The 23,956-nt window shown below is 43.3% G+C and carries 15 protein-coding genes; 5 read left to right on the top strand and 10 right to left on the bottom strand.

The window, feature by feature from the left end; all coding sequences use genetic code 11:
- From AAFF35_RS20030 to tssD (AAFF35_RS20060), 7 genes are all read right to left on the bottom strand, one after another.
- Entirely contained in the window at nt 1–5,658 is a 5,658-nt protein-coding gene (locus AAFF35_RS20030; protein WP_342328313.1) for a hypothetical protein, read from the bottom strand.
- Between the two features lie 641 nt (nt 5,659–6,299).
- Nucleotides 6,300–8,582, bottom strand: coding sequence for a glycoside hydrolase family 95-like protein (locus tag AAFF35_RS20035; RefSeq protein ID WP_342328314.1), 2,283 nt, complete (start codon nt 8,580–8,582; stop codon nt 6,300–6,302).
- 134 nt (nt 8,583–8,716) lie between these two features.
- A complete protein-coding gene (locus AAFF35_RS20040; protein WP_342328315.1) occupies nt 8,717–10,363 on the bottom strand; it encodes a RagB/SusD family nutrient uptake outer membrane protein in 1,647 nt (548 codons plus the stop codon).
- Nucleotides 10,364–10,398: 35 nt separating this feature from the next.
- Entirely contained in the window at nt 10,399–13,500 is a 3,102-nt protein-coding gene (locus AAFF35_RS20045) for a TonB-dependent receptor (RefSeq protein WP_342328316.1), read from the bottom strand.
- Nucleotides 13,501–13,753: 253 nt separating this feature from the next.
- Nucleotides 13,754–15,589: a family 20 glycosylhydrolase gene (locus AAFF35_RS20050; RefSeq protein WP_342328317.1), complete on the bottom strand. Its 1,836-nt coding sequence runs from the start codon at nt 15,587–15,589 to the stop codon at nt 13,754–13,756.
- Nucleotides 15,590–15,821: 232 nt separating this feature from the next.
- Nucleotides 15,822–16,217 (bottom strand): type VI secretion system tube protein TssD, encoded by a 396-nt coding sequence (gene tssD, locus AAFF35_RS20055; protein WP_342328318.1) that lies wholly within the window; start codon nt 16,215–16,217, stop codon nt 15,822–15,824.
- 38 nt (nt 16,218–16,255) lie between these two features.
- Nucleotides 16,256–16,651, bottom strand: a complete 396-nt coding sequence (gene tssD / locus AAFF35_RS20060) for a type VI secretion system tube protein TssD (RefSeq protein ID WP_342328319.1) — start codon at nt 16,649–16,651, stop codon at nt 16,256–16,258.
- Between the two features lie 176 nt (nt 16,652–16,827).
- Here tssD (AAFF35_RS20060) and AAFF35_RS20065 point away from each other — a divergent pair, with 176 nt between their 5' ends.
- Nucleotides 16,828–17,586: a histidine phosphatase family protein gene (locus tag AAFF35_RS20065; protein WP_342328320.1), complete on the top strand. Its 759-nt coding sequence runs from the start codon at nt 16,828–16,830 to the stop codon at nt 17,584–17,586.
- Here AAFF35_RS20065 and AAFF35_RS20070 read toward each other — a convergent pair.
- The 3 genes from AAFF35_RS20070 to AAFF35_RS20080 form a co-directional block, all read right to left on the bottom strand.
- Complete coding sequence (locus AAFF35_RS20070; protein WP_342328321.1) at nt 17,537–19,165, bottom strand: alpha-L-fucosidase; 1,629 nt, start codon at nt 19,163–19,165, stop codon at nt 17,537–17,539. The genes AAFF35_RS20065 and AAFF35_RS20070 overlap by 50 nt on opposite strands.
- Before the next feature lie 101 nt (nt 19,166–19,266).
- A complete protein-coding gene (locus AAFF35_RS20075) occupies nt 19,267–20,097 on the bottom strand; it encodes a DUF6266 family protein (RefSeq protein ID WP_342328322.1) in 831 nt (276 codons plus the stop codon).
- 342 nt (nt 20,098–20,439) lie between these two features.
- Nucleotides 20,440–21,069, bottom strand: a complete 630-nt coding sequence (locus tag AAFF35_RS20080; protein ID WP_342328323.1) for a sterol desaturase family protein — start codon at nt 21,067–21,069, stop codon at nt 20,440–20,442.
- A 178-nt stretch (nt 21,070–21,247) separates the two neighbouring features.
- Between AAFF35_RS20080 and AAFF35_RS20085 the strand changes: the two genes are divergently transcribed.
- Genes AAFF35_RS20085 through AAFF35_RS20100 form a run of 4 tightly spaced genes read left to right on the top strand, consistent with a single transcriptional unit; the run spans nt 21,248 to nt 23,858 of the window.
- Nucleotides 21,248–22,183: a ring-cleaving dioxygenase gene (locus AAFF35_RS20085; protein WP_342328324.1), complete on the top strand. Its 936-nt coding sequence runs from the start codon at nt 21,248–21,250 to the stop codon at nt 22,181–22,183.
- A 1-nt stretch (nt 22,184) separates the two neighbouring features.
- Nucleotides 22,185–22,811 (top strand): dienelactone hydrolase family protein, encoded by a 627-nt coding sequence (locus AAFF35_RS20090; protein WP_342328325.1) that lies wholly within the window; start codon nt 22,185–22,187, stop codon nt 22,809–22,811.
- Nucleotides 22,812–22,831: 20 nt separating this feature from the next.
- The gene (locus tag AAFF35_RS20095; RefSeq protein WP_342328326.1) at nt 22,832–23,548 is read left to right on the top strand and encodes a pirin family protein; all 717 of its coding nucleotides are present in this window, start codon (nt 22,832–22,834) and stop codon (nt 23,546–23,548) included.
- Between the two features lie 4 nt (nt 23,549–23,552).
- A complete protein-coding gene (locus tag AAFF35_RS20100) occupies nt 23,553–23,858 on the top strand; it encodes a hypothetical protein (RefSeq protein WP_342328327.1) in 306 nt (101 codons plus the stop codon).
- The last annotated feature ends 98 nt before the right edge of the window (nt 23,859–23,956 follow it).

Consider the following 23,956-nt stretch of genomic DNA (forward strand, 5'->3'; position numbering starts at 1 on the left):
TTAAGGTCTTACTGTAATAAAGAAACCCAGTGATCCGGTATGGTTACTGATGTTATTGGTTTGCAGGTTAACAGTACCATTGGCGTATCCCTGTAAAGTGAAACCGAAATTCCCTCCACCCATCATTGTCACGGCATTGATTACAGGATTGGCCGAGTTGATATCAATGATCTGAACAACAGGTACGACTAAGTCGTCAGGCCCGTTATTCCACAATGCATTTTTATCGATCAGCGCGATGTTCAGGAAGGCCTGGCTACCAAGCTCGGCAAAACTTGTTTTGAATTTGATGTAATCCAGCGTTACCCCTACCGGAATAGTGATCGTCACGGTATTGCCCGCTAAAGTTGCGGTAACCCCAGGACCACTTGCCCTGATAAAATATTTTTTACTGCTCAGGAAATAAGTCACGAGAGAACTACCTCCGCCACCTGCAACCGGAGTTACCCAGTTTGCTTTTTTACCATCGGCACTTACGGTTAATACCTTATTCGCATCTGTCGCCTCAACGATGTCCGTGATTTTATCCAGCTTTGCTTTATCCATCGCCGGCATTAATCCAGCCGCAGCATTGGTCGCACCAGAAACGGTTGCAGAAGTCCCTGTGCTGGAAGTCATCGTTCCATCGGTTGGTCCTGTCGTGAAGCCCAGGTTGGTCGCTCCACCGCCGCCACCGGCAGTTGGAGTTACCCATGCAGCAGCCGTTCCGCCGCTATTTACAGTAAGGACTTTGTTCGCATCTCCTGGAGCGGTAATTACAGGGATTTTATCCAGCTTCAGTTTATCAGCAGGCAACATCAAACTTGCATTTGTAGTTGATCCGGCAGGAATCACTGCAGCTGTACCTGTACTGCTTCCTACGGTACCATTTGTGGCACCCGCCGTATAAGCCAGATCTGTTTTGGCAGAAAGGATTCCGGTGCCATCGATCGCAAGACCAGCACCTACTTTTACCCCACCCAACGTCGAAGCGGCCGCTGTTGGCAAGGTATACCCCCCGCCTCCACTGCCATTTGTAGCTTTGGTTACCCTACCCTGTGCATCGACACTGATATTTGCGGAAGTGAAATCTCCAGGAGTACCTACAAATGCATTTGGAAGTGCAATCGTTGGATTTCCGGCAACACCGTCGGGGTTTGTTAAGGTTAATCCTGATCCGGCTGCAATGGCACGCGTTACTGCAGAACCCAATCCGGTTCTTACGACAATTCCTGTCGTACTTAAACCTGCAACAGCGGTCAGGTTATCTGACTTATCTTGTTTAGTGGCATCGGCAGTTACCGGAAGAACGATATCCGCAGATCCGTCGAAAGTAACTCCGTTAATTTTACTACCAGGGCTCAATTTTGAAGCAGATACTGCCGTAGTTGCCGTTGTCGCATTTCCGGTTAAACTTGCAGTAATCGTGCCCGCAGAAAAATTACCTGAAGCATCTCTTTTAACAATCGTATTTGGTGTATTTGCACTGGTCGCTGCTGTTACCGCAGTAATCCCTGTGCTGATATTTGCTGCAGATGTACCACCTACAGAAACCACTGTCGGTGCATCAGCAGTACCACCCAATTCGTTGGTTAACCTCAGAATTCCTTTTGTTGCTGCTGTAGCTGGAACCACTGTAGATCCGACAACGACTCCATCCACATAATCTTTGACCGCTTTTACAGATGGGTACTTATCTACAGATCCGCCATCTGCGGCGACATTTGTACTTTTATTTGATTTATCTTCTTTTCCGTTTAATGCCGTTGCTGTTGCCGTACTTACCGGCTTATTGGCATCACTGGTATTCTCCACGTTCCCCAGACCAAGATCAGCTTTAGCGATGGTTACCGCACCAATCTGTCCGTTCACAGATTGTACCAATGAAGTGGAAGGGGTAAGAATTTCCACCCAGTTTGCCAGTACATTGGATGGCAAAGTTCTCAAGACATAACTCTTACTCTGATCGGTTCTGATTACTGTACTTCCTACCACAGCAGCAGATAAAGCAAGCATTTTAGCCTGAGTATCCACCACATCTACTGAGGAGAAAGACAAAGCGGGAATCTGACCAACCGGAATTTTACCAGATCCATCGAGTGTAGCCACTCCGTTTACAGCCGCTTTTTCAGTCAGGTTGATTTTGGCATCCAATGCTGTTTTCACGGCATTGCTTATTGGCTTATCTGCATCTTTAGTATTGTCTACATTTCCCAGACCCAGGTTTTGTTTGGCATCGGCAGGTGTTGTTGCTCCGGTACCTCCGTTAGCAATCCCAACCGTTCCGGTCACATTCGCTGCATTCCCCGGAATGTTGCCCGTTACTTTAGTCCCGCTAACCGATAATATTTTTGGGTCTGTTACATTTTCATCTTTAATTTTCACAGTGGTCACGGCATCAGCAGCAATTCTTGGTAAAGAAGCCACATTGGTTAAATCACCTGCCAGCTGAATTTTACCGAGAATCGTTGTCGTTGCATCAGGAACGCCACCGGCACCAATTACGGCATCGTTTACTTTTGTATCTACATAGGTCTTAATGGCCAATACAGAAGGATATTTCTCTCCTGAAGCTCCATCAGCGACAACATTTGTACTTTTATTTGATTTGTCTTCTTTTAATCCCAATGCCAGTTCAGTTGCTTTACTCACCGGTTTGTCTAAATCGGGTGTATTTTCAACTTTATCCAGACCCAGGTTGACTTTAGCTCCTGCCGGATCATTTGCTCCGGTACCTCCATTCACTATAGCTACAATTCCGGTTACATTCGCTGCATTTCCAGGAATATTACCCGTCACTTTAGTTCCGCTTACATCGACAATTTTGCTGTCGGTTACGCTTCCATCTTTTATCTTTCCGGCAGTGATGGCATCATTTGCAACAAGTGGCTTATCGGCAGTTCCGGTTAAATCACCAGCCAGCTGAACTTTACCTTTCTCCAATGTTGTGGCATCTACCACATTTGCTGAACCGGCAGCAGACAATACGCCGTTTCCATCGATGCTTAAGTTCGCGCCAATTTTCACACCACCTAATGTCGCAGCTGAAGCGACAGGTAAGGTATAATTCGTTAATCCATCCAGTTTAGCTTTATCCGCAGGGTCCATTAAACCTGGTTTCCCTCCGGCTCCGCCAGTTGCTACCGGAATATTGGCCGACAAAGTTCCGCCAGTTAGTGCGATTCCTTCACCAATGCTGATCAGTTCAGGGCTTCCCGTTCCGGCGGTACCTCTTCCGATCAAAGATCCCGAAGCCAGGTCAGCCATTTTCGCAAACGTAACGGCTTTATTGTTTAAACCTAAATCGGTTGCATTTCCATCACCGGTTAGAGTGGCATCATGCTTAACCGCTGTCATCCCCCCACCTGCTGATGCCGTAATCTTGGATTGCAATTCTTCCAAAGCAGCCTGTACGTTGGTTGAACTTAAAGCTCCTTTAGGCGTTACCGGAACAGTGACTGCAATTTGATCACCTGTATTGATATTGCTGGTGTTATTAATTAATGTTAATTGCGCATCCGTTACGTATTTTTTATCTGCTGATTCTTTGATGTCAGCAGTAGTTGCATCTTCCCCTTTTGTAACCAGCCCTTTTGCATCATAGGTAATTTTGGTATGAGTTCCTGCTGTGATGGCTGCGTTTGCCTCTACTTTTCCAAGTAAGGCCGCTTTGGTGGCATCACTCAATGGCTTTTCAGCATCACTGGTATTGTCGACCTTACCCAGTCCTAAATTGGCTTTAGCTCCTGCAGCGGTAGTTGCTCCGGTTCCTCCATTGACAACTGCAACCACTCCGGTTACGTTTGTTGCCGTCCCGTCAATATTTCCTTTTGCTACTCCTGTAAGGATCGGATCTTTGATGGTTGGGCCGTTATCCAATACAATCGAACCCGTTCCTGTGGTACTTGCCGCCGTAATTGCTCCGGCTTTTCCTTCCAGAATCCCATTAACCGATGTTCCAAGGGTAATAGAAGGTGTAGAGTTCGGATTGGTTACCGAACCGGTGAATCCCTGAGCAGACAGCACTTCTACTGAAGTTACTGTTCCTCCGCCAGGTCCGCCGCCTGTACCATTTGAGGCTGCGATAATTCTACCTTTAGCATCTACAGTAATGTTCGCAGCAGTATAACTCCCTGGAGTTACGGTAGTATTGGACAGCTTTAAAGGTAAGGTGGTTGTGCCTTCCCCTTCTAAAGTATTGTCGTGAATCACGATGCCATTTCCTCCGGAACCGTTCCCACCGCCCAATATGCCGCGAAGGTCAACATGACTTTGTCTTGGGCCTGAGATGGAAAGCACCGTTCCGGCAAGACTCAATGATTGATTAAGATCCGCAAGACTTACAGAATTGCTTCCTTTTATAGATAGGTTATAACTATTATCGAAACTAAGCATCGGTAATTGTCCGCCTCCGGCAATTAGCCTATCGTCCAGATATTTTTTTGTTACCGCATCATTGTTATTTGTAGGAGCGCCAAGGTTGGTCAGCTTAAAGCCTCCCATAGGAACGTTCCTTACAGGAGCTCCAAATCCACTTAAAGGGATTTTAACTTTATTCAGATCCACATTCTCAATAGAACCGTCGGCAATCTTCGCGGAAGTAACCGCATTGTCTGCAAGGTCAAGCGTCAGGTCTGTTAGTACCGCTTCTTTCCCATTTCCAATGGCAATTGTTCCGGAAGAGGTGACGCTTTTCCCCACACCTGGTAAAGAATTCCCCGGAGTTCCCGGCTCCCCTTTATCTCCTTTGTCTCCTTTATCACCCTTAGCACCTGTATCTCCTTTTATTCCCTGATCTCCTTTTAAACCAATATCACCTTTAGCTCCTGTATCTCCTTTTATTCCCTGATCTCCTTTTAAACCGGTCTCTCCTTTAGCTCCTGTATCTCCTTTTAAACCAGGTTCGCCTTTAGCTCCTGTGTCTCCTTTTAGGCCATTATCACCTTTTAAACCAGTATCTCCTTTAGCTCCTGTGTCTCCTTTTACACCCTGATCCCCTTTTAAACCAGGTTCGCCTTTAGCTCCAGTGTCTCCTTTTAGGCCATTATCACCTTTTAAACCAGTATCGCCTTTAGCTCCTGTATCTCCTTTTACACCCTGATCCCCTTTTAAACCAGGTTCGCCTCTTAATCCAGCCTCTCCTCTTGCCCCCTGATCACCTCTTGCACCAGTATCACCTTTTGGACCAGCATCACCTTTGGCTCCTGTATCTCCTTTTTCTCCTTTCGGACCGACCAGTAAGATTCCATTTGAAGGCCAGCTACCCGATTTTTTTGGACCATACAGGCTATTATTTCCAAGATTCAGGTAAAAATCACCATTCACTCCGACTGCTGCTGAAGGGCTGGAATTCCCACTGAGAATAGTATTTCCATTTGTTCCGTTTCCTCCTGAACCCAATTCCGCATTGTTTACCAAACGCTGCCATTGCCCGTTATTATAAAAATAGAACCCGGGAGAATTGTTCGTTTGATAAATTAATAATCCATTGGCAGGGTTATTGATACCATCACGTTGTATAAGTGACAACCTTGGGATGAGTAAACCTTTCGAAGTGGAAAGAATTTCCAGCTGCGCACTCGCATCCGGAGTGTTGGTACCTATTCCTACCTGAGCTTTTGCACCGAATGCAAATAGCAACCCAATAAGCATGATGTATTGCTTAACTGTTTTATTCATGAGATTACTGTATTGATGATTGGATCTTGATAATATCGTTTTAGCCCAAACGGAAAAAAATCAAACAGACAGATCAACCCAAAAACAGGAGATTACCGTTTATTTCTTTTCCGTTACAGGCGGATTTTCTATAATTAAATAAGTACTAATTAGTCGTGTTTGAACATATTTAACCACTTGGGTGGTCTAATTAGCTTCGGACTAATACTGTTTTTGTAGCGCTGTCGATGGTATTTCTTTTCTGGAAACATATTATTGGAACAATCGTGAACAATTGAGCATTTGCTTTTTTTAGGCGCATAGGTAAGCCAGTCTGTACAAAAAATTATCAATTTGGGAGCAAAGCTAACATACATAACTGTAATATTATTGTATGAATAGTAAAATAAATGAGTGAATAGGTAACATTTTGACATAATCACCTGTAAATCAGAAGATTTAATTTTAAATTATTCAAAGAAAAATAGTAAAGTTATTGAACTGAAAAGAACAAAAACAGCAGGGAAAAATGAAAATGTTGACTTTCAATTATTAATCTCCCTCCAGATGGCAGGGCGCCACATACAGGCCGAACAACCTGATATTAAGATAAATAAGAAACGCCATTCTCCAGATTTTACACCGGAAAATAGCGTTTATTTTTATTCGTATCCGTTTTTTAACACCAATTCCCCTCCGGGCTTACAGGTTAGGGTTAAAAAACCATCTCCAGTGCTTTTGAGGATGATTCCATTGTTTTTTACCGCATACCAGGTTTTAAAAGGCAGCTTCAACTTCGTCTCCCCACCTTTTTCGGCAACGATCTTCAGCTCCTCGACCTGTCCGCCGGTTCTTTTCGCACTGAGTAAAAAAGCACCTTCAGCACGTAAATTTTCAAAGGAGGCCTCTGTCCAGCTTTTTGGGACAGCAGGCATGATCTCGATAAAGCCGGCATAACTTTGTAATAACATTTCCTGCAATCCTGCAGCAAAAGCAAAATTCCCTTCCAATGTAAAAGGACGGTACTGGAATTTGGAGTATCCGGCTTTCAACTGATCTCCGTTCAAATGAAAACTATTCGGAGAACAAAATGCTTTGGCGAAAATCTTCAGGTCTTCGGCAGCCGCTTCCCCGTTTTTAGCCCTGGCTTTTAAATTCGCCCTCCAGGCATAAGAATAACCCACATAATAATCAGGCCCTATGCTATCCAGTAATTTAATGCTATTGTTAATGATGGATTGGGCCCTTTCTCCATCTTCCCATTTGATCATTCCCAAAGGATGTATCGCCATCATATGGGAGAAATGCCGGTGCGACTCCTTATAGGCTAAACCCGGCGCAAACATCAGTTCTTCTTTTTCTGTGGTGGCAAAATCTTTAAACTCCTTCAGCACTGTTGTCCAGTGTTTCGCCTCTTCCGGCAATCCCAGCTCCAGGGCCAGTTCTGCTGCAGCTTTAAAAGAAAATTTCATGATCGCGAGATCGTAATTGGTATCTTCTAAAAACCAGGCATCCAAAGCATTGTCGTTGATCTCCGGACTGGAACTGATTTTCAATTTCCGGTTTCCATTTTTATCCTTGACCGTAATCTTTTCCAGAAATACCGCGACTCCTTTTATCCAGAGATAGGCTTTCTTTTTGAGGAACTCCCGGTCCATGCTGTAGCGCCATTGCAGGTAATAATGTTGCGCCAGCCACCCCGATACGGTTGGAGAAAGTGAATATTGAATCCAACCTCCCATTTCCGTACCATCCAGGGTGGTTACCCCCGGAACAGCAATCCCCGGGGCATTAAAAAACTGTTTGGTATACCGTGTATAATTTGCTTTGTTCTGCTCCAAATGATCAAGGTATCCCATCGCTTCTGCGAGATGGTTTCCGCTATAGGCAGGCCAATAGCTCAGCTGAGTATTTAAATCGTGGTGAAAATCGCCTTTCCATGGTGGTATTCTTCCGTTATCCGCAGTCCATACTGCCTGCAATGAAATTGGAGGCGCCCCTATCCTTGCCGCCGATCCAAATTTATATTGCTCCAGATACCATTGTTTCTCCAGCAAAGTATCGGGAACATGAATGGCCGATTTACTCCAAAAGCCCTTCCACCAGTTTTTATGGGCAAGGTACCGTTGGTTAAAGTCACCAGTAACATTGGTATTTTGAGGCTTACTTATTTTCGCATTCGCTTGTTTTGAACTGATCGTCCAATGTCCTTCTATTACGCCAGGCTTTGTCTTTTTCCAGGTCACCACAATCTGGTAACTAAATCCGCCCCAGCCCTGCTGCTGATAGGTGATCCGGTTTCTTTCTTCTTTAATTTTTCCCTGAGGATAACCTAACCTGGACAAGTCATCACCGCCAACAGGATCACCGGAAGACCTTACCGTCCCCTGATACCTTGGTGCAATCAAATGAGGCTTAAAATCATCTTTTACATTTTCAAACCTAAACCAGCCCATAGGTTTCCCGGCATCGACAAAGGTTTTCAACCTGATCCCATTTGTCCAGCTCAGCTCACATAATGCATCTTTGAGCGATAAATTTACGGAGTTCACCTTGCCCCAATTCCCGGTTTCAAATTCCAATGCTCCACCGGGAATTTTGGAAGGCGCAGGCTCCCGGTCGTAGGGCTCATCAAAATACTGTTGTACAGGTTTATAATCTTTTTTGTTCACCTGGTCTACCACCCATTGGTAACTAAATTCTTTGCGGTGCAGTCCTTTCATCGGGCGCATGTCCCAAAGATCAGCCCGGTCTAATGAAAATCTCAATTGGGTGCCGTTTTGCCAGATCAAAGCCCCCAGCATCCCATTCCCTAAAGGAATGGCTTCATCCCATTTATTGGCCAGCTGACTAAACTGCAAATCGTGCTTTGCAGTTTGCCCGGCTACATTCATGGCCATACAGGTCGCCATAAAGAATGTGGTCAGTTCTCTTTTTAAATTCATGGTTTCATTTTGTGTTATTACTTAAAAGTCTGGATTTATTTCTATCCATCCAATAGCGGAAAATGCCTAAAAAAGAATTAGCGCTCCCAGTACGGGAGCGCCATTCTAACCTACTAACTAACAATTCTATTTTTTTAATACCCCGTATTATTTGGATTCAGCTTGGTATTCTTATCTACCGCCGCCTGTGGAACCGGCAACTTCATCAGCTTATTGCTCCAGATTCTTTTTTGAACCGAAGAGTTTTTTAGGTCCACCAAATCCTTCATGACTGCCGGCGCAATTCCCCAACGTCTGATGTCAAAATAACGGTGTCCTTCTCCGGCGAGCTCAATCCTTCTTTCCTGCTGGATCAGCAAGCGGACTTTATCCTGGTTGTTATATACCACACGGTCTATAACCGGCATACCCACCCTTGTTCTGATCTCGTCCAGCGCATCATAAACTTCCGTACCTGGCCCGCTCAATTCATTTTGCGCTTCTGCCTGGGTCAGCAAGACCTCTGCATAGCGGATCAAAATGGTATTATTGAAAGCTTTATACTCCCTTTGCTCATTGGGATCCACCAGTTTACGGAATCCATAACCGGTTTTAGAGGCACTTTCGTTTACCCCCCAGTCGTAACTATAGCCATTTACAAGGAGGTTCCATGGATTCCCATCAAATTCAATGGAGGCATAAAATCGGGGATCCCTGTTTTTATATTCGTCCATATACTTTGGATCTTTGGCATTATACCAGGCTGCCCGGGTTGCCACTGCCACCGGCACATGTGGTTGGCCATTGCTCATCCAATAATCGTCTACCAAAGGCTGCGTTGGACTGATCGATGCCCAGCCCCCAACCTGTGCAGGCAACAATAAGGTATTTAAGCCATGTGTGTCTTTTTCCGGGGTATACTCACGTTCCAGGATCACTTCCGAATTGCCTTCATTCTCGGTATAAAACAACTTCTCATAACTGCGCAAACCCAGTCTGAATTTTTTCTCCGCTGCTGCATCTGCAAAATTCACCCATTTGCTATAATCATCCTTTAAGTCCTGAGCATTAGTCTCGGCAGTTACTTTAAACAAACTATAACCCAGTGTTTTCACTTGTTTCGCCGCAGCTACTGCTTCTGCCCATTGCTTATAATATAAATGTGCTCTTGCTTTGAGGGCCAGGGCAGCACCTTTGGTTACCCTGCCCTTTTCTGTTTTTTTACCACCTGCATAGGAAACTGGTAATACCGCAGCTGCATCCGCCAGTTCTTTAAGCACAAAGCTCAATACTTCTGCCTCTTTTGTTCTAGGCAATTCCTCGCCAAAAGCCAAAGACCTGGTCACCAGAGGAACATCACCTACCAGTAAGATCATATTCAAATACTGATAAGCCCTTAGAAACCGGACTTCTGCTTTATAACGCTCCAGCAAGTTTTTATCTTCCGGAGTTTTATCAATATTTTCCAACAGATAGTTAAACCTTCTGATTGCTTTATAGCTGGCTTCCCAACCAAAATCCACAGTCAGGTTTACATCACCGGAACTCACTACTGTGGCAATACTTTCCCATGGATATTGCGCATAGGCATTATCCGCATAGGCATCATAATAGGACTGATAAGCATCACCAGGAAGGTTCTGATAACAACCGTTCACGGCAAGGAACGCATCATTACTTGTTTTCCAAAAAGTTTCACTGGAAACACTGTCTTGTGGGATTTTATTCAGCAGGTCTTTTTTACAAGCTGACAATACTGAAGCGAACAGCCCCAGGTATAAGATATATTTAAATTTTTTCATCAGAGTATTTTCTAAATTAAATGAACGGCCAACCATTAAAAACGAACACTTAAACCCACTACATAAGATTTCAATCCCGGATAAGAGGACCTTGCTGAAGGTACTTCAGGATCAAAATCTTTCAGACGTTTGTCTGCCCTTACCGTAAAAGGATTGGTCGCGCTCAGGTAAACTCTTAATCCTCCAAGGTGCATTTTCGAAATCACCGGAGCATTGAAAGTATAACCAAGTGACATTGACTTGATTCTTAAATAAGCTGCATTAAATAACCAGAAATCGGAGAAAACGGTATTTTGAGTATTGTTTTCCGATTTCAGTAACCTTGGATATGCCGCATTTGGATCCGGATTTGCGATTGTCCAGCGTTGCTCATGAATAGGCTTCACCCCTGAACCATTAAAAAAGGCCATAGAAGCTTCCTCGCCTAAATAAACTTTAACATTTGTTACCCCTTGTGCCAGCATTGAAAAATCAAAACCTTTATAGGCCATATTCATGTTAAAACCATAGGTGAAAAATGGCTGATCGTTTCCTACGATTGTGCGGTCGTTTGCATCAATTTTATTATCGCCATTCAGATCGGCAAATTTAATGTCCCCACCTTTAGAGGCTGAATTGATTTTTGGCGAGGCTGCTGCTTCGGCATCACTGGCAAACAAACCTTGTGATTTATACATGTAGAAAGATCCCAATGGCTCCCCTACTTTATAAATGTACTTGTCGTTGATGTTTCCATCCGCACTGGATAAGGAAGTGATTTTGTTCCATACTTTAGACATATTGGCTCCGATACCGTAAGTAAAATCACCAATATTGTTCTTATACCCCAATTGCAATTCCAATCCTTTATTCTGAACTGAACCTGCATTTTGCGCCGGTGCAAACAAACCATACTCCAAAGCACTTTGTAAAGAAAGCAGGATGTCGTTGGTATTTCTGAGGTAATAATCGGCGGTCAGGTTCACCTTCCCATTGAACATGGTTAAGTCCATTCCAAGGTTAGAAACCGTAGTCTTTTCCCAGCTTACTTTTGAATTTGAACCTTTCTCCTGCCATACGCCATTCTGGGTCTGGTCTGCAAAAGAATAAGCAAACTTAGACACCAACAGATCCAGGTAATCGTAGTTCCCCACATTGTCCTGATTCCCAAGTTTACCCCATGAGGCACGTATTTTCAGGTCGTCAATCCATTTGATCTGTTTCATAAATTCCTCCTGACTGATTCTCCATCCGGCAGAAAAACCAGGGAAAACAGCCAGTCTGTTGGCAGGTCCAAATCTGGAAGATTTATCAAACCTGATATTGGCTTCCAACAGATACCGGTCATTATAGGAATAGTTCATCCTTCCGAAGAAGGACTGTATGGCCCATTCTCCAAGATTTCCTTCATTGGTGTTGAAATTTGGATTATTGGCCCCTGCATCGATCACTCCAAGATCATTGTTCGGAAAATCTTTACGCCCTGCCCGGATAAATCTAGACTGAAATGCTTCATAAGAGGTACCTCCTAATATTTTGCCATAATGCTTTCCTATCGTTTTCTCATACTCGGCAGTTCCCTGCAACAGCATCCTGTTGTTCCGGTCCCAACGTTCGTCAAGTGCATTTGGCGTAACAGCAGTACTGGCTACCGGCTGTTTGGTTAAAAAGTTAATGATCGGCGCCAGCTCATTTATAAAAGCCGAACCCGTTTTATTGTAGGCATTATAAGAAGCTGTTCCGCGCAAAACCAATCCCTCTGTCAAGGTCAGATCTGCATTTACAGCTGTATTGATTCTTTGTTCTTTTGAACGGCTCCATCCGCCTTCTTCCAGCGTCCGAACGGTATTTCCAGTCACCAACGGATCAAAAACTCCGCCATTCAAACTTCCCCAGGTCCCATCAGTATGGCGAATGGGAATCGTAGGTACATTTCTGTTTAACGTAGTGAATGAATAATCACCTCCATCCATTTGGTACATCTCCTGAGTGAAGGAACTCGTTGTACTGAGGTTCAGTCTTTTGTTTATTGCTGCATTGGTATTTAACCGAAAGGAATAACGGTCCATATCTTTTCCTTTTTTCAGGGATTCCTGATTCATGTAACCAAAGCCGGAATAGAATTTAATCTTATCTCCCCCACTCACACTGATCTGGTGGTCTTGCAATGGCGCATTCTTTAGTAAGGATGCTTTATACCAGTCGGTATTCGGATACTTGTCCGGATCTTCGCCGGTATCAAATTTCCTGAGCTCTTCCTCTGTAAAACGAACTGGTCTACCTGCATTTGTTAAAGCTTCATTTAACAGACGCGCATATTGCGGGGATCCCAGGTATTTGGGAATATTGGTTGGCGATTGATTTCCATAATAGCCATTGTATTCAATATTCATCTTGCCATCTTTTCCCTTTTTGGTCGTTACGAGGATTACTCCATTTGCAGCCCGGTTACCATAGATGGAAGCGGATGCTGCATCTTTAAGCACGGAAATACTTTCTACATCATTGGGATTGATGCGGGCAAAATCTGCCGGGCTTGCTGGAATTCCATCCACCACAATTAATGGTTCTTTGGATACCGGACTCTGACCTGAAAGTGTGATCTGATTGCTTCCCCTCAGGGATAAACTACCGATATCACCACCAGCACCACCTTCCCCGGTAGTGGTATTAAAACTACCTACATCCCCCGTCCTGGACTTTACTGTTAAGCCCGGGGTTATTCCCTGTAGCGCATTCTGCATGGAAGTGACCGGCCTGTTGGTAATCTGCGCAGAGCTGATGCTGGCCACGGATCCGGTCAGGTTTACCTTTTTCTGAGTGCCATAGCCAACCACCACGACTTCATTCAGGCCATTATCCGATTGAACAAGAAGGATGTCCAATTGTGTTTTATTGCCAACTTCTACCTGCTGAGTGTTGTAACCGACATAGTTAACGATCAGCGTTGCTGAAGTAGCAGATCCGATATCTAAAGTAAAATTCCCTTTATTATCCGATTGCACGCCCTTCTTGCTTCCTTTGAGCATGATGGAAACTCCAGGCAGAGGGGAATTGTCTGCTTTGTCCAATGTTTTCCCTGAGATGATTTTAACCTGAGCTTGTGCGTAGCCACAGGTTAAAAAAACAACTAATAATAGTAAATGTAAACGAATCATACTTGGTTGGTTTAGTTTAGGTTTTTTGGTTATAAAATGTTGAGGGGGATGGTCAACTAAAGTTAAAACCAATGACTGCACCGAACTCTACATCGATTGTCTAATGATGACACTATATTGTCCTGAATATTGGTATTTATAGCTTTTGTAAGCAATCTTGCATAAGAAGCCTGTTCCGGGAGTGGAAATATAAAAAAAGACCTAAGCCTTTCTGGCTTAGGTCTTTTTCAAAACTAACAAGGAAGAATTCCTTTTATTTTTTAGCTTTTTTTACTTTCGGAAAGGACTCCGTTGAGCCTTTTCTCTGGCCATTAAAGAACAAAGCATAACGAATCACCTGGTCTTTTTGCAAAGTCACAGGCTCCTTATAAAGAGAAGAAGTAGCCGATACCTCTCCACCATCCAACGTAAACCTGATCGTTCCGCTTTTTGTAGGGTCGGTCAATGCAACGGTAGAAGTGATGCCTGAAGTCCGTATCAGGGCCAACTTTGGCACTGGAACACGGAACTGAATCCCTTGTTTATCGTAACGTTGATATTGATCCACCAACCTTTTGTTAAAATCTTCAAAATTCCTGGATGCTTTTGGTGACCAGTCTATTTCTGATAAGGCAGCAATCCTCGGGAAGACCATATATTGAAAATAATCTTCCGTTCCGATGAATTCTGTCCATAAGTTTGCCTGAGCACCAAGAATATGTTTGGCTTCTTTTTCATTCAATGCCGGATGCACCGGTTCAAACGCATACACACTATCCAAAGGCACCCAATAACCGATTGCCATAGGTTCAATTTTTGAATCCGCCTGGTAACCGTCAAAGTAAAGGTGAGAATACGGAGACATGATGGCATCATGTCCGCTCTTTGCCGCTTTCAATCCGCTTTCCACGCCCAACCAGGAATGAACCGTGGCATTTTCAGCCAATCCACCCTGCATGATCTCCTCCCAACCGATAATTTTCTTTCCTTTTTTATTGATGAATTTCTCCATTCTTCTGATGAACCAGCTCTGCAAGGCAGCCTCATCTGTTAATCCTTCTGTTTTCATTCTGGCCTGACACTTAGGACAGGTCTTCCAGGCATCATGCGGTGCTTCATCTCCACCAATGTGGATGTATGGAGAAGGGAATAAAGGCATAATTTCGGACAGCACATCTTCCAGAAAAGTAAATACCTGCTCATTGCCGGCACAGTACAAATCTTTGGAGACGCCCCAAACTTTTCTTACTTCAAAAGGTTTTCCGTTTTCAAAACTTACGGCGCCACAGGCCAGGTAAGGGTAAGCCGTAATTGCGGCTACAGAATGCCCGGGCATTTCTATTTCGGGAATCACCTCCACATATCTGGAACTTGCATAAGCTACAATTTCCTTCACTTGTTCCTGCGTATAATAACCACCATACCTGATGCTATCTACATCTTTTTTACGGTCAGGCCCAATCTGCGTTCCGTTTCTATAAGCTGCGACTTCCTGTAAGCGGGGATACTTTTTGATCTCTATCCTCCAGCCCTGATCTTCGGTCAGGTGCCAGTGAAACTTATTCAGCTTATGCTTAGCCAGCTGATCAATAAACTTTTTGATGAAGGGTACGGAGAACATATGGCGACAATTATCGAACATCATTCCTCTCCAGCTGAAACGGGGTTCATCTTCGATCGCCACAGCAGGAATACTTTTTGATCCTTTCAATGGAATCAATTGCTGAAGCGTCTGGATACCATAAAACAAGCCGTTTTCTGTACCCGCTTTGAGATTGATTTTTGTTGGGCTGACTTCCAGGCTATAACCCTCTTTGGCGGTCACTGTTGGGTCGATCTGCAGGCTGATCGTCCTTGCCCCTTTTTGCATCCACTTTCCGGTGCGCAAACCCGCTTTCAGGCCGCTTGTTTCCTCGATCGCAGATTGCAGGTAACCGGCCAGCTCTTTTAATTCCGGCTTGGGGTAATTGATGTATACATTTTTATCCAATAAAAAACTCCCTTTTCTTTCTTCCATTTTTACAGGTAAGGGAATCAGGGAGATCCTGGATTGTGCGGACAATTTGATGCTGCAAATCAGAAGAAATGCAAAAATAAAGAATCTGTTCATGCGGTTTGTTTAGGTTAAATTTAGTGTGTTATCACTGGCGCCCTAAGATAACCATTTGACATAAGATTCCAAATCAAGGTTTAGTATTACTAAACAATCTTCCAACCCCTGCTGCCCAATCGTTCAGTACTGCAATTCCTGATCAGAAATAAATAGAAAAAGGATAAATAAGTACCACAAAAAAACCGCAGGACCTTTAGGATCCTGCGGTTTTATACAAAAGGTCTTTTGCTTACGCTTTTGGCCAGTCGTTAATATGTTCTGCGTTACCGATCTTCAATTTACGTGCGGATATTACAAAACTCAATGTCATTGGTGTATTGTCGTTAACGGCAATACCCTCATTGTACTGGATGATGTAGCTGTCTTCGAAAGACAATTCCTTCATCTTTGCATCTTCTTCGCCTTTTTTGAAGACAATATTGCCGGAAAGTGGCTTGTACTGGTTGTTTACCATAGATTCAATCACTGAAGTATCTTCTGTTGATTCTATTTCAAGATGGATTGTTCCACCGTAAACACCTGATGACGGACGTCCTTTTGCGTCTACGTCTCTGTTCAATGAAAAGCTGCACTGCAACACATCGAATTCTTTTGAACCTAAGTTCAGCCTGGTTTTAAATGCCATGATAATATTTTTTAAATGTTAAACTTCCTGAATTTGAATTATGCCTTTGGCCAGTCGTTGGTGTGCTCAGCGTTGCCGAGTTTCAGTTTACGGGCAGAGATCTGGAATTTCAAGGTCATCGGGTTATCCCCAACAATGTTAATTCCTTCGGAATATTTCACAATATATCCGTCTTCAAAATGAACTTCCTTCATCTTCGCATCTTCTTCTGATTTTTTGATCAGTAAAGTTCCGGTTAAAGGTTTGTACTGGTTGTTTACCATTGCTTCGATGACAGAGGTATCTTCGGTTGATTCGATCTCGATATCGATCGTTCCACCATACACTCCGGAAGAAGGTCTTCCTTTTGCATCTACATCGCGGTTTAGAGAATAGGCACAGTGAAGTACATCGTACTCCTTGCCCGAAAAGTTTAATCTTGCTTTGAAAGCCATAACTTTTTGTTTTAGGGTTTTTATTAATTAACTGTAAATGAAACATCAAAAAGTCTGCCATTTTTACGTTAAAATCAATACGATATAAGAAAAAGATAAAAATATCTTTAAAGTACTTTTAAGGAAGGTTGTTTTTAAATTAAAACTAATTTATTCGCACAGATATCCTTCAGTGTATGGATTACCAAACAAAGCCTTCGAAGGATAAAGTGGTTCCGAAGAATGGAAAAGCAGAAATCGCTCCGGTCGTTTTCTTTTTAAGACAGCAGATTCCGCTATCTGTCTTATTTCCTGTACTGTTAACTACCGGATGCCATTTCGATTTCTTTAAAAGACTTCCCCTCCTTCTTCCTATCTTTACCGGCATGAACATTACTTTCATCAGGCATTCAAAAGTTGATTTCAAATGGAAAGCCTTTTATCATTCCAGAGACTTTGATTTGGCTTGCGGAGCCTACGACCATGCACCTACCATAACCTCAGGAAGTTTAAAACTGAGCGGAAAAAGTGTATACATCAGCGAGCTGAAAAGAGCAGAAGAAACCGCTCATGCTTTTCTCATTGGAGAAAAAGAACTGATCAGGACGGCTCTACTGAATGAAATCCCTTTGAACTCTTTTATCGACACCTCCCTTAAATTACCAACCATCATCTGGATGATTGCCGGCCGGCTGCAATGGTATTTCAATTCTTCGAGACAGGCAGAAGTTCGGGAAAAGTCTAAATTGCGGATCAGCCGTTTTCTAGACCTGCTGGAAGAGAAAAATGAAGATTGCATCCTTATCGGACATGGCTTTTACTTTGCGCAAATGATGACGGAGATCAAGAAAAGAAATGCCTCAGGCAATACCAGAAAAAGAATGCAAAATGAGGAAATCAGAACATTTACTTTACCTCAGCTTCCGGGCGCAGGTATAAGCCAATTTCCGCAATAGCAGGCTGAAGCCTGGAGGAAAGGATGGTCAACCTTAACTCCCTTGCCTTTACCGCAGGGAAACGCAGTAAACGTTTATAGCCTATGGTACTTCCTTCCGTTGCTTTTTTCCAGGTACTCCCCTCTTTATATTCTAGTACAAATTGCTCTACCCGTTGTCCTATTTGTAAATTCTCCTGAAGCAGCAACAAGTTAAATTTCTGATCTTTATCCAGCTGGAACTCCATCACGAGGTTTCCATCTGCCTTTCCTGTTTTCCAGTAGGAGCTGTCTTTCCCATCAAACAACAGGTTTGTTTTTTTTGCAGTACTGCCTTTTAGTATCGCTGACTTCAGCAGGTTATTTTCAAAGGTCTCCTCCAGTTGCTTCCTGAATCCTTTTAAAGCAGTTACATCACTATCATTGATCTTTCCTTTTTTATCAGGTGGAATGTTCAACAGCAAGACTCCGTTTCTGCCCACTGAGCTGTAATAGATGTCCATCAATTTATCCGGCGCTTTCACTTTAGTATCTTCTTCCGGATGGTGGAACCATCCCGGACGGATAGACACATCTATTTCTGCAGGGTACCATACCAGGCTCTTTGCTTTGGCAATTTTCTCCCTGCTGCCAAGGTCATTCGACATGAGGTCGCGTGGGGCGAAATCTGCATCCTTTTGGGAGTTTGCCGCGATCGCTTCAGGGATCATCTGATCCCCCGGAACCACACTCCATTCCGTTTCTCTTCCGTATCCGGTTTCTGTACCTACCCACCTTACATCCGGCCCGGAAACCGCGATTGTGGCTAAGGGCTGCAGTTTACGGATCAGATTATACCAGCGGCTATATTCATAAACCTGTTTTTTTCCTGTTGGTCCTTCTCCGTTTGCGCCATCAAACCAAACTTCATCAATCTGTCCATATTGTGTCAGCAGTTCTGTCAGCTGATTGATGAAATAATCATTGTATTGCATGCTTCCGAAATAGGTGGAATTGCGGTCCCATGGAGAAAGGTAAATTCCAAATCCAATACCAAACGCTTTACAAGCTTCAGCGACTTCCTTTACCACATCTCCCTTTCCGCCTTTCCATGGACTATTCTTAACAGAATGCTCCGTAAATTTACTTGGCCACAGACAGAATCCATCGTGGTGTTTCGCGGTCAGAATGATTTGTTTAAAGCCGGCATCTTTACAAACCTTTACCCACTGACGGGCATCGAGTTCTTCCGGGTTAAATATTTTAGGATCTTCAGTACCATCACCCCATTCTTTATTGGTAAACGTATTGATTCCAAAGTGAATGAAAGCTGTCAGTTCCAGCTGTTGCCATCTGAGTTGTCGTGGGGAAGGCGTTACATTTGCTGCTTTTCTGATGATATCGGCTTCTTTGTCTGCCGGACTGATCTTTACGTAATTCTTATCTGTAAATAACTGCGCCTTTCCTCTTTGCGGTAAGCCAAGAGCAATGGTACAACCTATAATAAACGTTAAGCGGTGGCAAGCTTTGCCTTTTAAAAAATTTATCTCCATGATCTGTCCGGTATGAAGCACCATTAAATAAGCTAAAGGCACCCTTTTCAAAGAAAGGGCGAATTTCATTTATAAAATTGGCGTTAATTGCCAAAATGTTAAGCTTTTTTGGCATTTCTACGTAGATCCGGCCCAATAAACATTTTCTGGTCGGGTATCGAAGACCGCGTTTAACCGGGTTTCCCAGGCATATGTTGCAGTTTCTGCTGGAGTACCTGATACTCTTTTTCTAAATTCCGAAAGGCTTTGGTACGGGTACTCATGCCCTTTTCGAGTGTCTGAAGCCGGAAATACTCGGCTGAAACCTGATCAAACCGTTTTTTTACCAACAGATATTTTTCTTGTTTCTCCTGTTCTTCAGGACCATCCGCCTCCCCATTGAAGTTTCCCAGATACACACTGTTAGAGATTTTTTTCCCATCCGCCGATTTAAAGCAGGCGTAAACTTCCATCTGCTGCTCCAGATCTTCTTTCTCCACAACAGGAACGAAATAACTCCCGGCATCCCTGCGGCAAGCATTAATGCTGCCACGATACAAGCCCTTCCCGGGATGATAAACCATTACCATCACGATATCCTCTGCCCGTCCGCCATTGACATCCCAGCTGATTTGCACACCAGCCTCGGTTTTGGCCATTTTCAGATTTTCTGCAACTGCTAAATCGCCATAACTGAGCACAACTTTGCTATAATCTACACGAATGTTAGGGTATTCGCCTTTTAATGCTTGTTTTTTGTTGTAAGAAGTAGCCAGGTTATGCTGATTTTTAACCGTCCCCCTTGCTTCAATTTCAAAACTCGAGTTGATAAAAGGGGTCATAGGACCTAAAAGATCCATGGTCACAGCCATTGCCTGATAATTTGCCAGTTGTTTATGACTATGCCTGGTACGTTTATGACCAATGGTCCGGGTAACCACCTGCCCATTTAAAATATAGGAAACCAATTTTCCAACTTTGCCTATTAGTGGTCCATAAGGTCCATACGGTAATAATGCCATAATGATTAGATTAATTGTTTTAACCTAATTTAACATTAATATCACAAAATAACAATAACTGAAAGAAATTTATTTAATCTGTCACACTTATCCGATCACAGTCATCCTATATTCATTTATGCTTAATTGAAGCTAATTATAAGGCAATAAACCGTGTTAAAAGGGCGATCAGCCTAAGCAAGGCCCTAGCATCCCCTATCAGAGCCCCTGGTAATGCCGATTAACAAGTAGAGGCATGCTGAACACAATAGCAGCACAGTAAAACACCGTTATTACGCTTTACGAAATCAGGATATGCCAGGATGGATCAGAAGACGGTATAGAAGGCTTAGAAAATTTACGCTATGACTTCTTCGGTTCTCTCTTCGAAAGTTCAGAACCAAAAACTTTATCCCACAAATCAGAAGTCACACCATAACCTTTGGTTGCATCATCGTAATGGTGTAACATGTGGTGTTGTTTTAGCTTTTTCCAGAAGGGAGCCGTAAATTTCGCGTGATGTAACATATAATGGGTCATGTCGTACACGAGATAGCCAAATATGAATCCACAAAAGAAACCGTCCAGCATACTTACCGGAATAAAGACCCGGAAAAGAAAGTAAAAAGCGGTAGCCAAAGGAATGCTTGCTGATGGCGGCATCACCAACCTGTGTGCATCATTCGGATAATCATGATGTACCCCATGAAAGATGAAATGAATTCTTTTGCCCCATTCCGACTTTGGATAAAAGTGAAACACAAAGCGGTGCATCACATATTCAATTAAGGTCCATATAAAAAGGCCCAGCAAAATCTGCCCTATTGCGGTGAGCGGGCTGTTGATCACAAATGATTGCCAGCAAAAATATCCGATCACAGGAATGAATACAATTAAGGGAACAAAATAGGGAACTTTAGACAAGCCCTCTAATAGTGAACTCTTAAACATTCTAACAGATTCGGACGAATTGGATATGTAATTCTTTTTCATTAAGATGAACTTTTGCGAAAGACAAACTTATGGAGGATTCGTTAAAATTTAATTCTTCAATAATAGTTATGAAATTATCATGACATTCTTAAAGATACAAAAAAGTTATTTCTTACGATATGGTAAGATTTCGCAGAAACCTAAGCTGTAATTTTGTGTTGTAATTAATAATTGAGCTATGAAAAACGAAATTTTAGGTATTCATCACATTACCGCCATCGCAGGAAACGCAAAAAAGAATTATGATTTTTACACCCGGATATTGGGATTAAGGTTGGTTAAAAAAACCGTTAATTTCGATGATCCCCATACTTACCATTTCTATTACGGAGATGAACAGGGAACTCCGGGAAGCATTTTGACTTTCTTCCCATGGGAAGGAATCGGAACCGGCAGAAGAGGCAGCAGACAAGTCACTGAAATTGGTTACAGTGTACCTGCAGGAAGCCTTGATTTCTGGCAAGACAGATTAGAAAAAAACAACGTTATCTATAATAAACCTGCGGTAAAATTCGGAGAAAGGTATTTAACCTTCCTGGATCCTGACGGATTAAAATTTGAATTGACAGAAGCAAAAACTCCGGACAGCCGGGTACAATGGGAAACTAAAGAAGTCAGCAAAGAAAATGCGGTTCATGGATTTCACCACATTACCATTACCACCAATAAAATGGAAGCAACAGCCGCTATTTTAACACAGGTATTGGGGTATCGCTTACAGGAAACCGAAGTGAACAGATCCCGCTTCATTACCGATACCGTGGAACATGCGGCAATCGTAGATTTAGTGGAAGCTCCCGGAGAAGCTGTCGGACATGTTGCCGGTGGTTCGGTACACCATGTTGCCTTCCGCGTTAAAGACGAGGAGACGTTGATGTATTTCAGAGATAAAATTGTGGCGTTGGGTTTGAACATCACGGAAAAAATTGACCGCAACTATTTCTATTCTTTATACTTCCGCGAACCTGGAGGCGTACTTTTTGAATTGGCAACAGACAATCCTGGTTTCACTGTTGATGAGTCTTTAGAAGAATTGGGAACCAACCTGAAATTGCCTGCACAATACGAAAGTAACAGGGTAATGATTGAAGGCATTTTACCAAAATTAAGCTAATATGTATACACATCAGAAAAATATCATCACGTCCGGAGTTCCAATGGAAAACGCAGATAAAGCCATTGTATTTTTACACGGCCGTGGTGCTTCTGCGGCAGACATCATCCAATTAAATCAACATTTAAAGGTAAATGACGCCGCTTTATTTGCCCCTCAGGCAAGCAACCACAGCTGGTATCCTTATGGCTTTATGGCGCCGGAAAATGAAAATCAGCCTGCACTGGATTCTGCTTTGGAACTGATCGGCGACCTCGTTGCTGAAATTGTTGCCAATGGAATTCCTTTAAACAAGGTGTTTTTTGCAGGCTTTTCCCAGGGCGCCTGTCTGACTTTGGAATACATCAGCAGGAATGCAGCCCGGTATGGTGGAGCCATTGCCTTTACCGGTGGCCTGATTGGCGAGACCATTGACCGTTCTAAGTATACAGGCGATTTTATGCAAACGCCTGTATTCATCAGCACTGGAAATCCTGACCCTCATGTTCCGGTATCCAGAGTAGAAGAAAGCGGGGCAATCCTGAAGGAAATGAACGCAGATGTCCAGGTAAAGATTTACCCTGGAAGGGTTCATACCATCAGTAACCCGGAACTGGAACTGGCCCGGAAAATGGTCTTTCATTTATAAAACCTCATCGATATAAAATTATGGCACAGACGATATTACATAAAGCCAATACCCGCAACATTGCAGATCATGGCTGGTTAAAAAGTTTTCAAACCTTTAGCTTCGGAATAAATTACGATCCTGATCGTGTACAATTCGGTGCATTAAGGGTCTTAAATGACGACATTGTAGATGGAGGAGGGGGATTTGGAGAACATCCGCACGACAATATGGAGATCATCTCTATTTCACTGGAAGGTTCCTTACAACATGAAGACAGCATGCAAAATGTGGCCATTATTGAACCCGGAGAGATCCAGGTAATGAGTGCCGGAACAGGAATCTATCACAAAGAGTTCAACAAGAACCCTGATCAGCCCGTGAAATTCCTTCAGATCTGGTTATTTCCAAATCAAAGAAATGTGAGTCCAAGGTATCAGCAAAAACGGTATGATGCTTTGTTAAAGCCCAATGAATTTACCCAGATTTTATCTCCGGAAAAAGAGGCCGACAGTGTCTGGATCTACCAGGATGCCTGGTTTAATATCGGAAAATTTGAAGCCGGCATTAAACTAACACATCCCTTAAGAAATAAAGAAAACGGTATTTATGTCTTCGTGATTAAGGGTTCAATAAAAATAAACGGACAGGAATTAGAAGAACGGGATGGCTATGGGTTGTGGGAAACCGGATCAATTGATGTGGAAACATCAACAGCAGCAGAAATTTTGCTGATGGAAGTTCCAATGAATTATTAAGGTCATGAAAAAGATAGAGATTTTAGTGGTATGCTGTCATCCGGAGATTTCGGCAACCATCATCCGGTTGATTGACAAGGGGGAAGAGATGACAGGAACTGCGGTTGCTTCTCCGGAGGAGGCCATGGTTAGTTTTGCCGCCAGGCCTTATGACCTCGTGCTCATTGGCGCAGGTTTAGCGCCGGAGCGCGAACAACTACTGGAAGCTGAACTGAAACAACAGCATCCGGAGGTTCCTGTTGTTTATCATTTTGGAGGTGGAAGCGGATTGCTGTATACCGAGATCAGGCGGGCATTAGACAAGCGCTGACCTTTCTCCCTGATGACACCCGGGTGGCCATCTCTTGTTTCTAAAACACCTGCATTTATCATTTAAATTGTTTAAAAAACCTAATTACACATTTTAAT

The sequence above is a fragment of the Pedobacter sp. FW305-3-2-15-E-R2A2 genome (assembly GCF_038446955.1).
Taxonomy (GTDB): domain Bacteria; phylum Bacteroidota; class Bacteroidia; order Sphingobacteriales; family Sphingobacteriaceae; genus Pedobacter.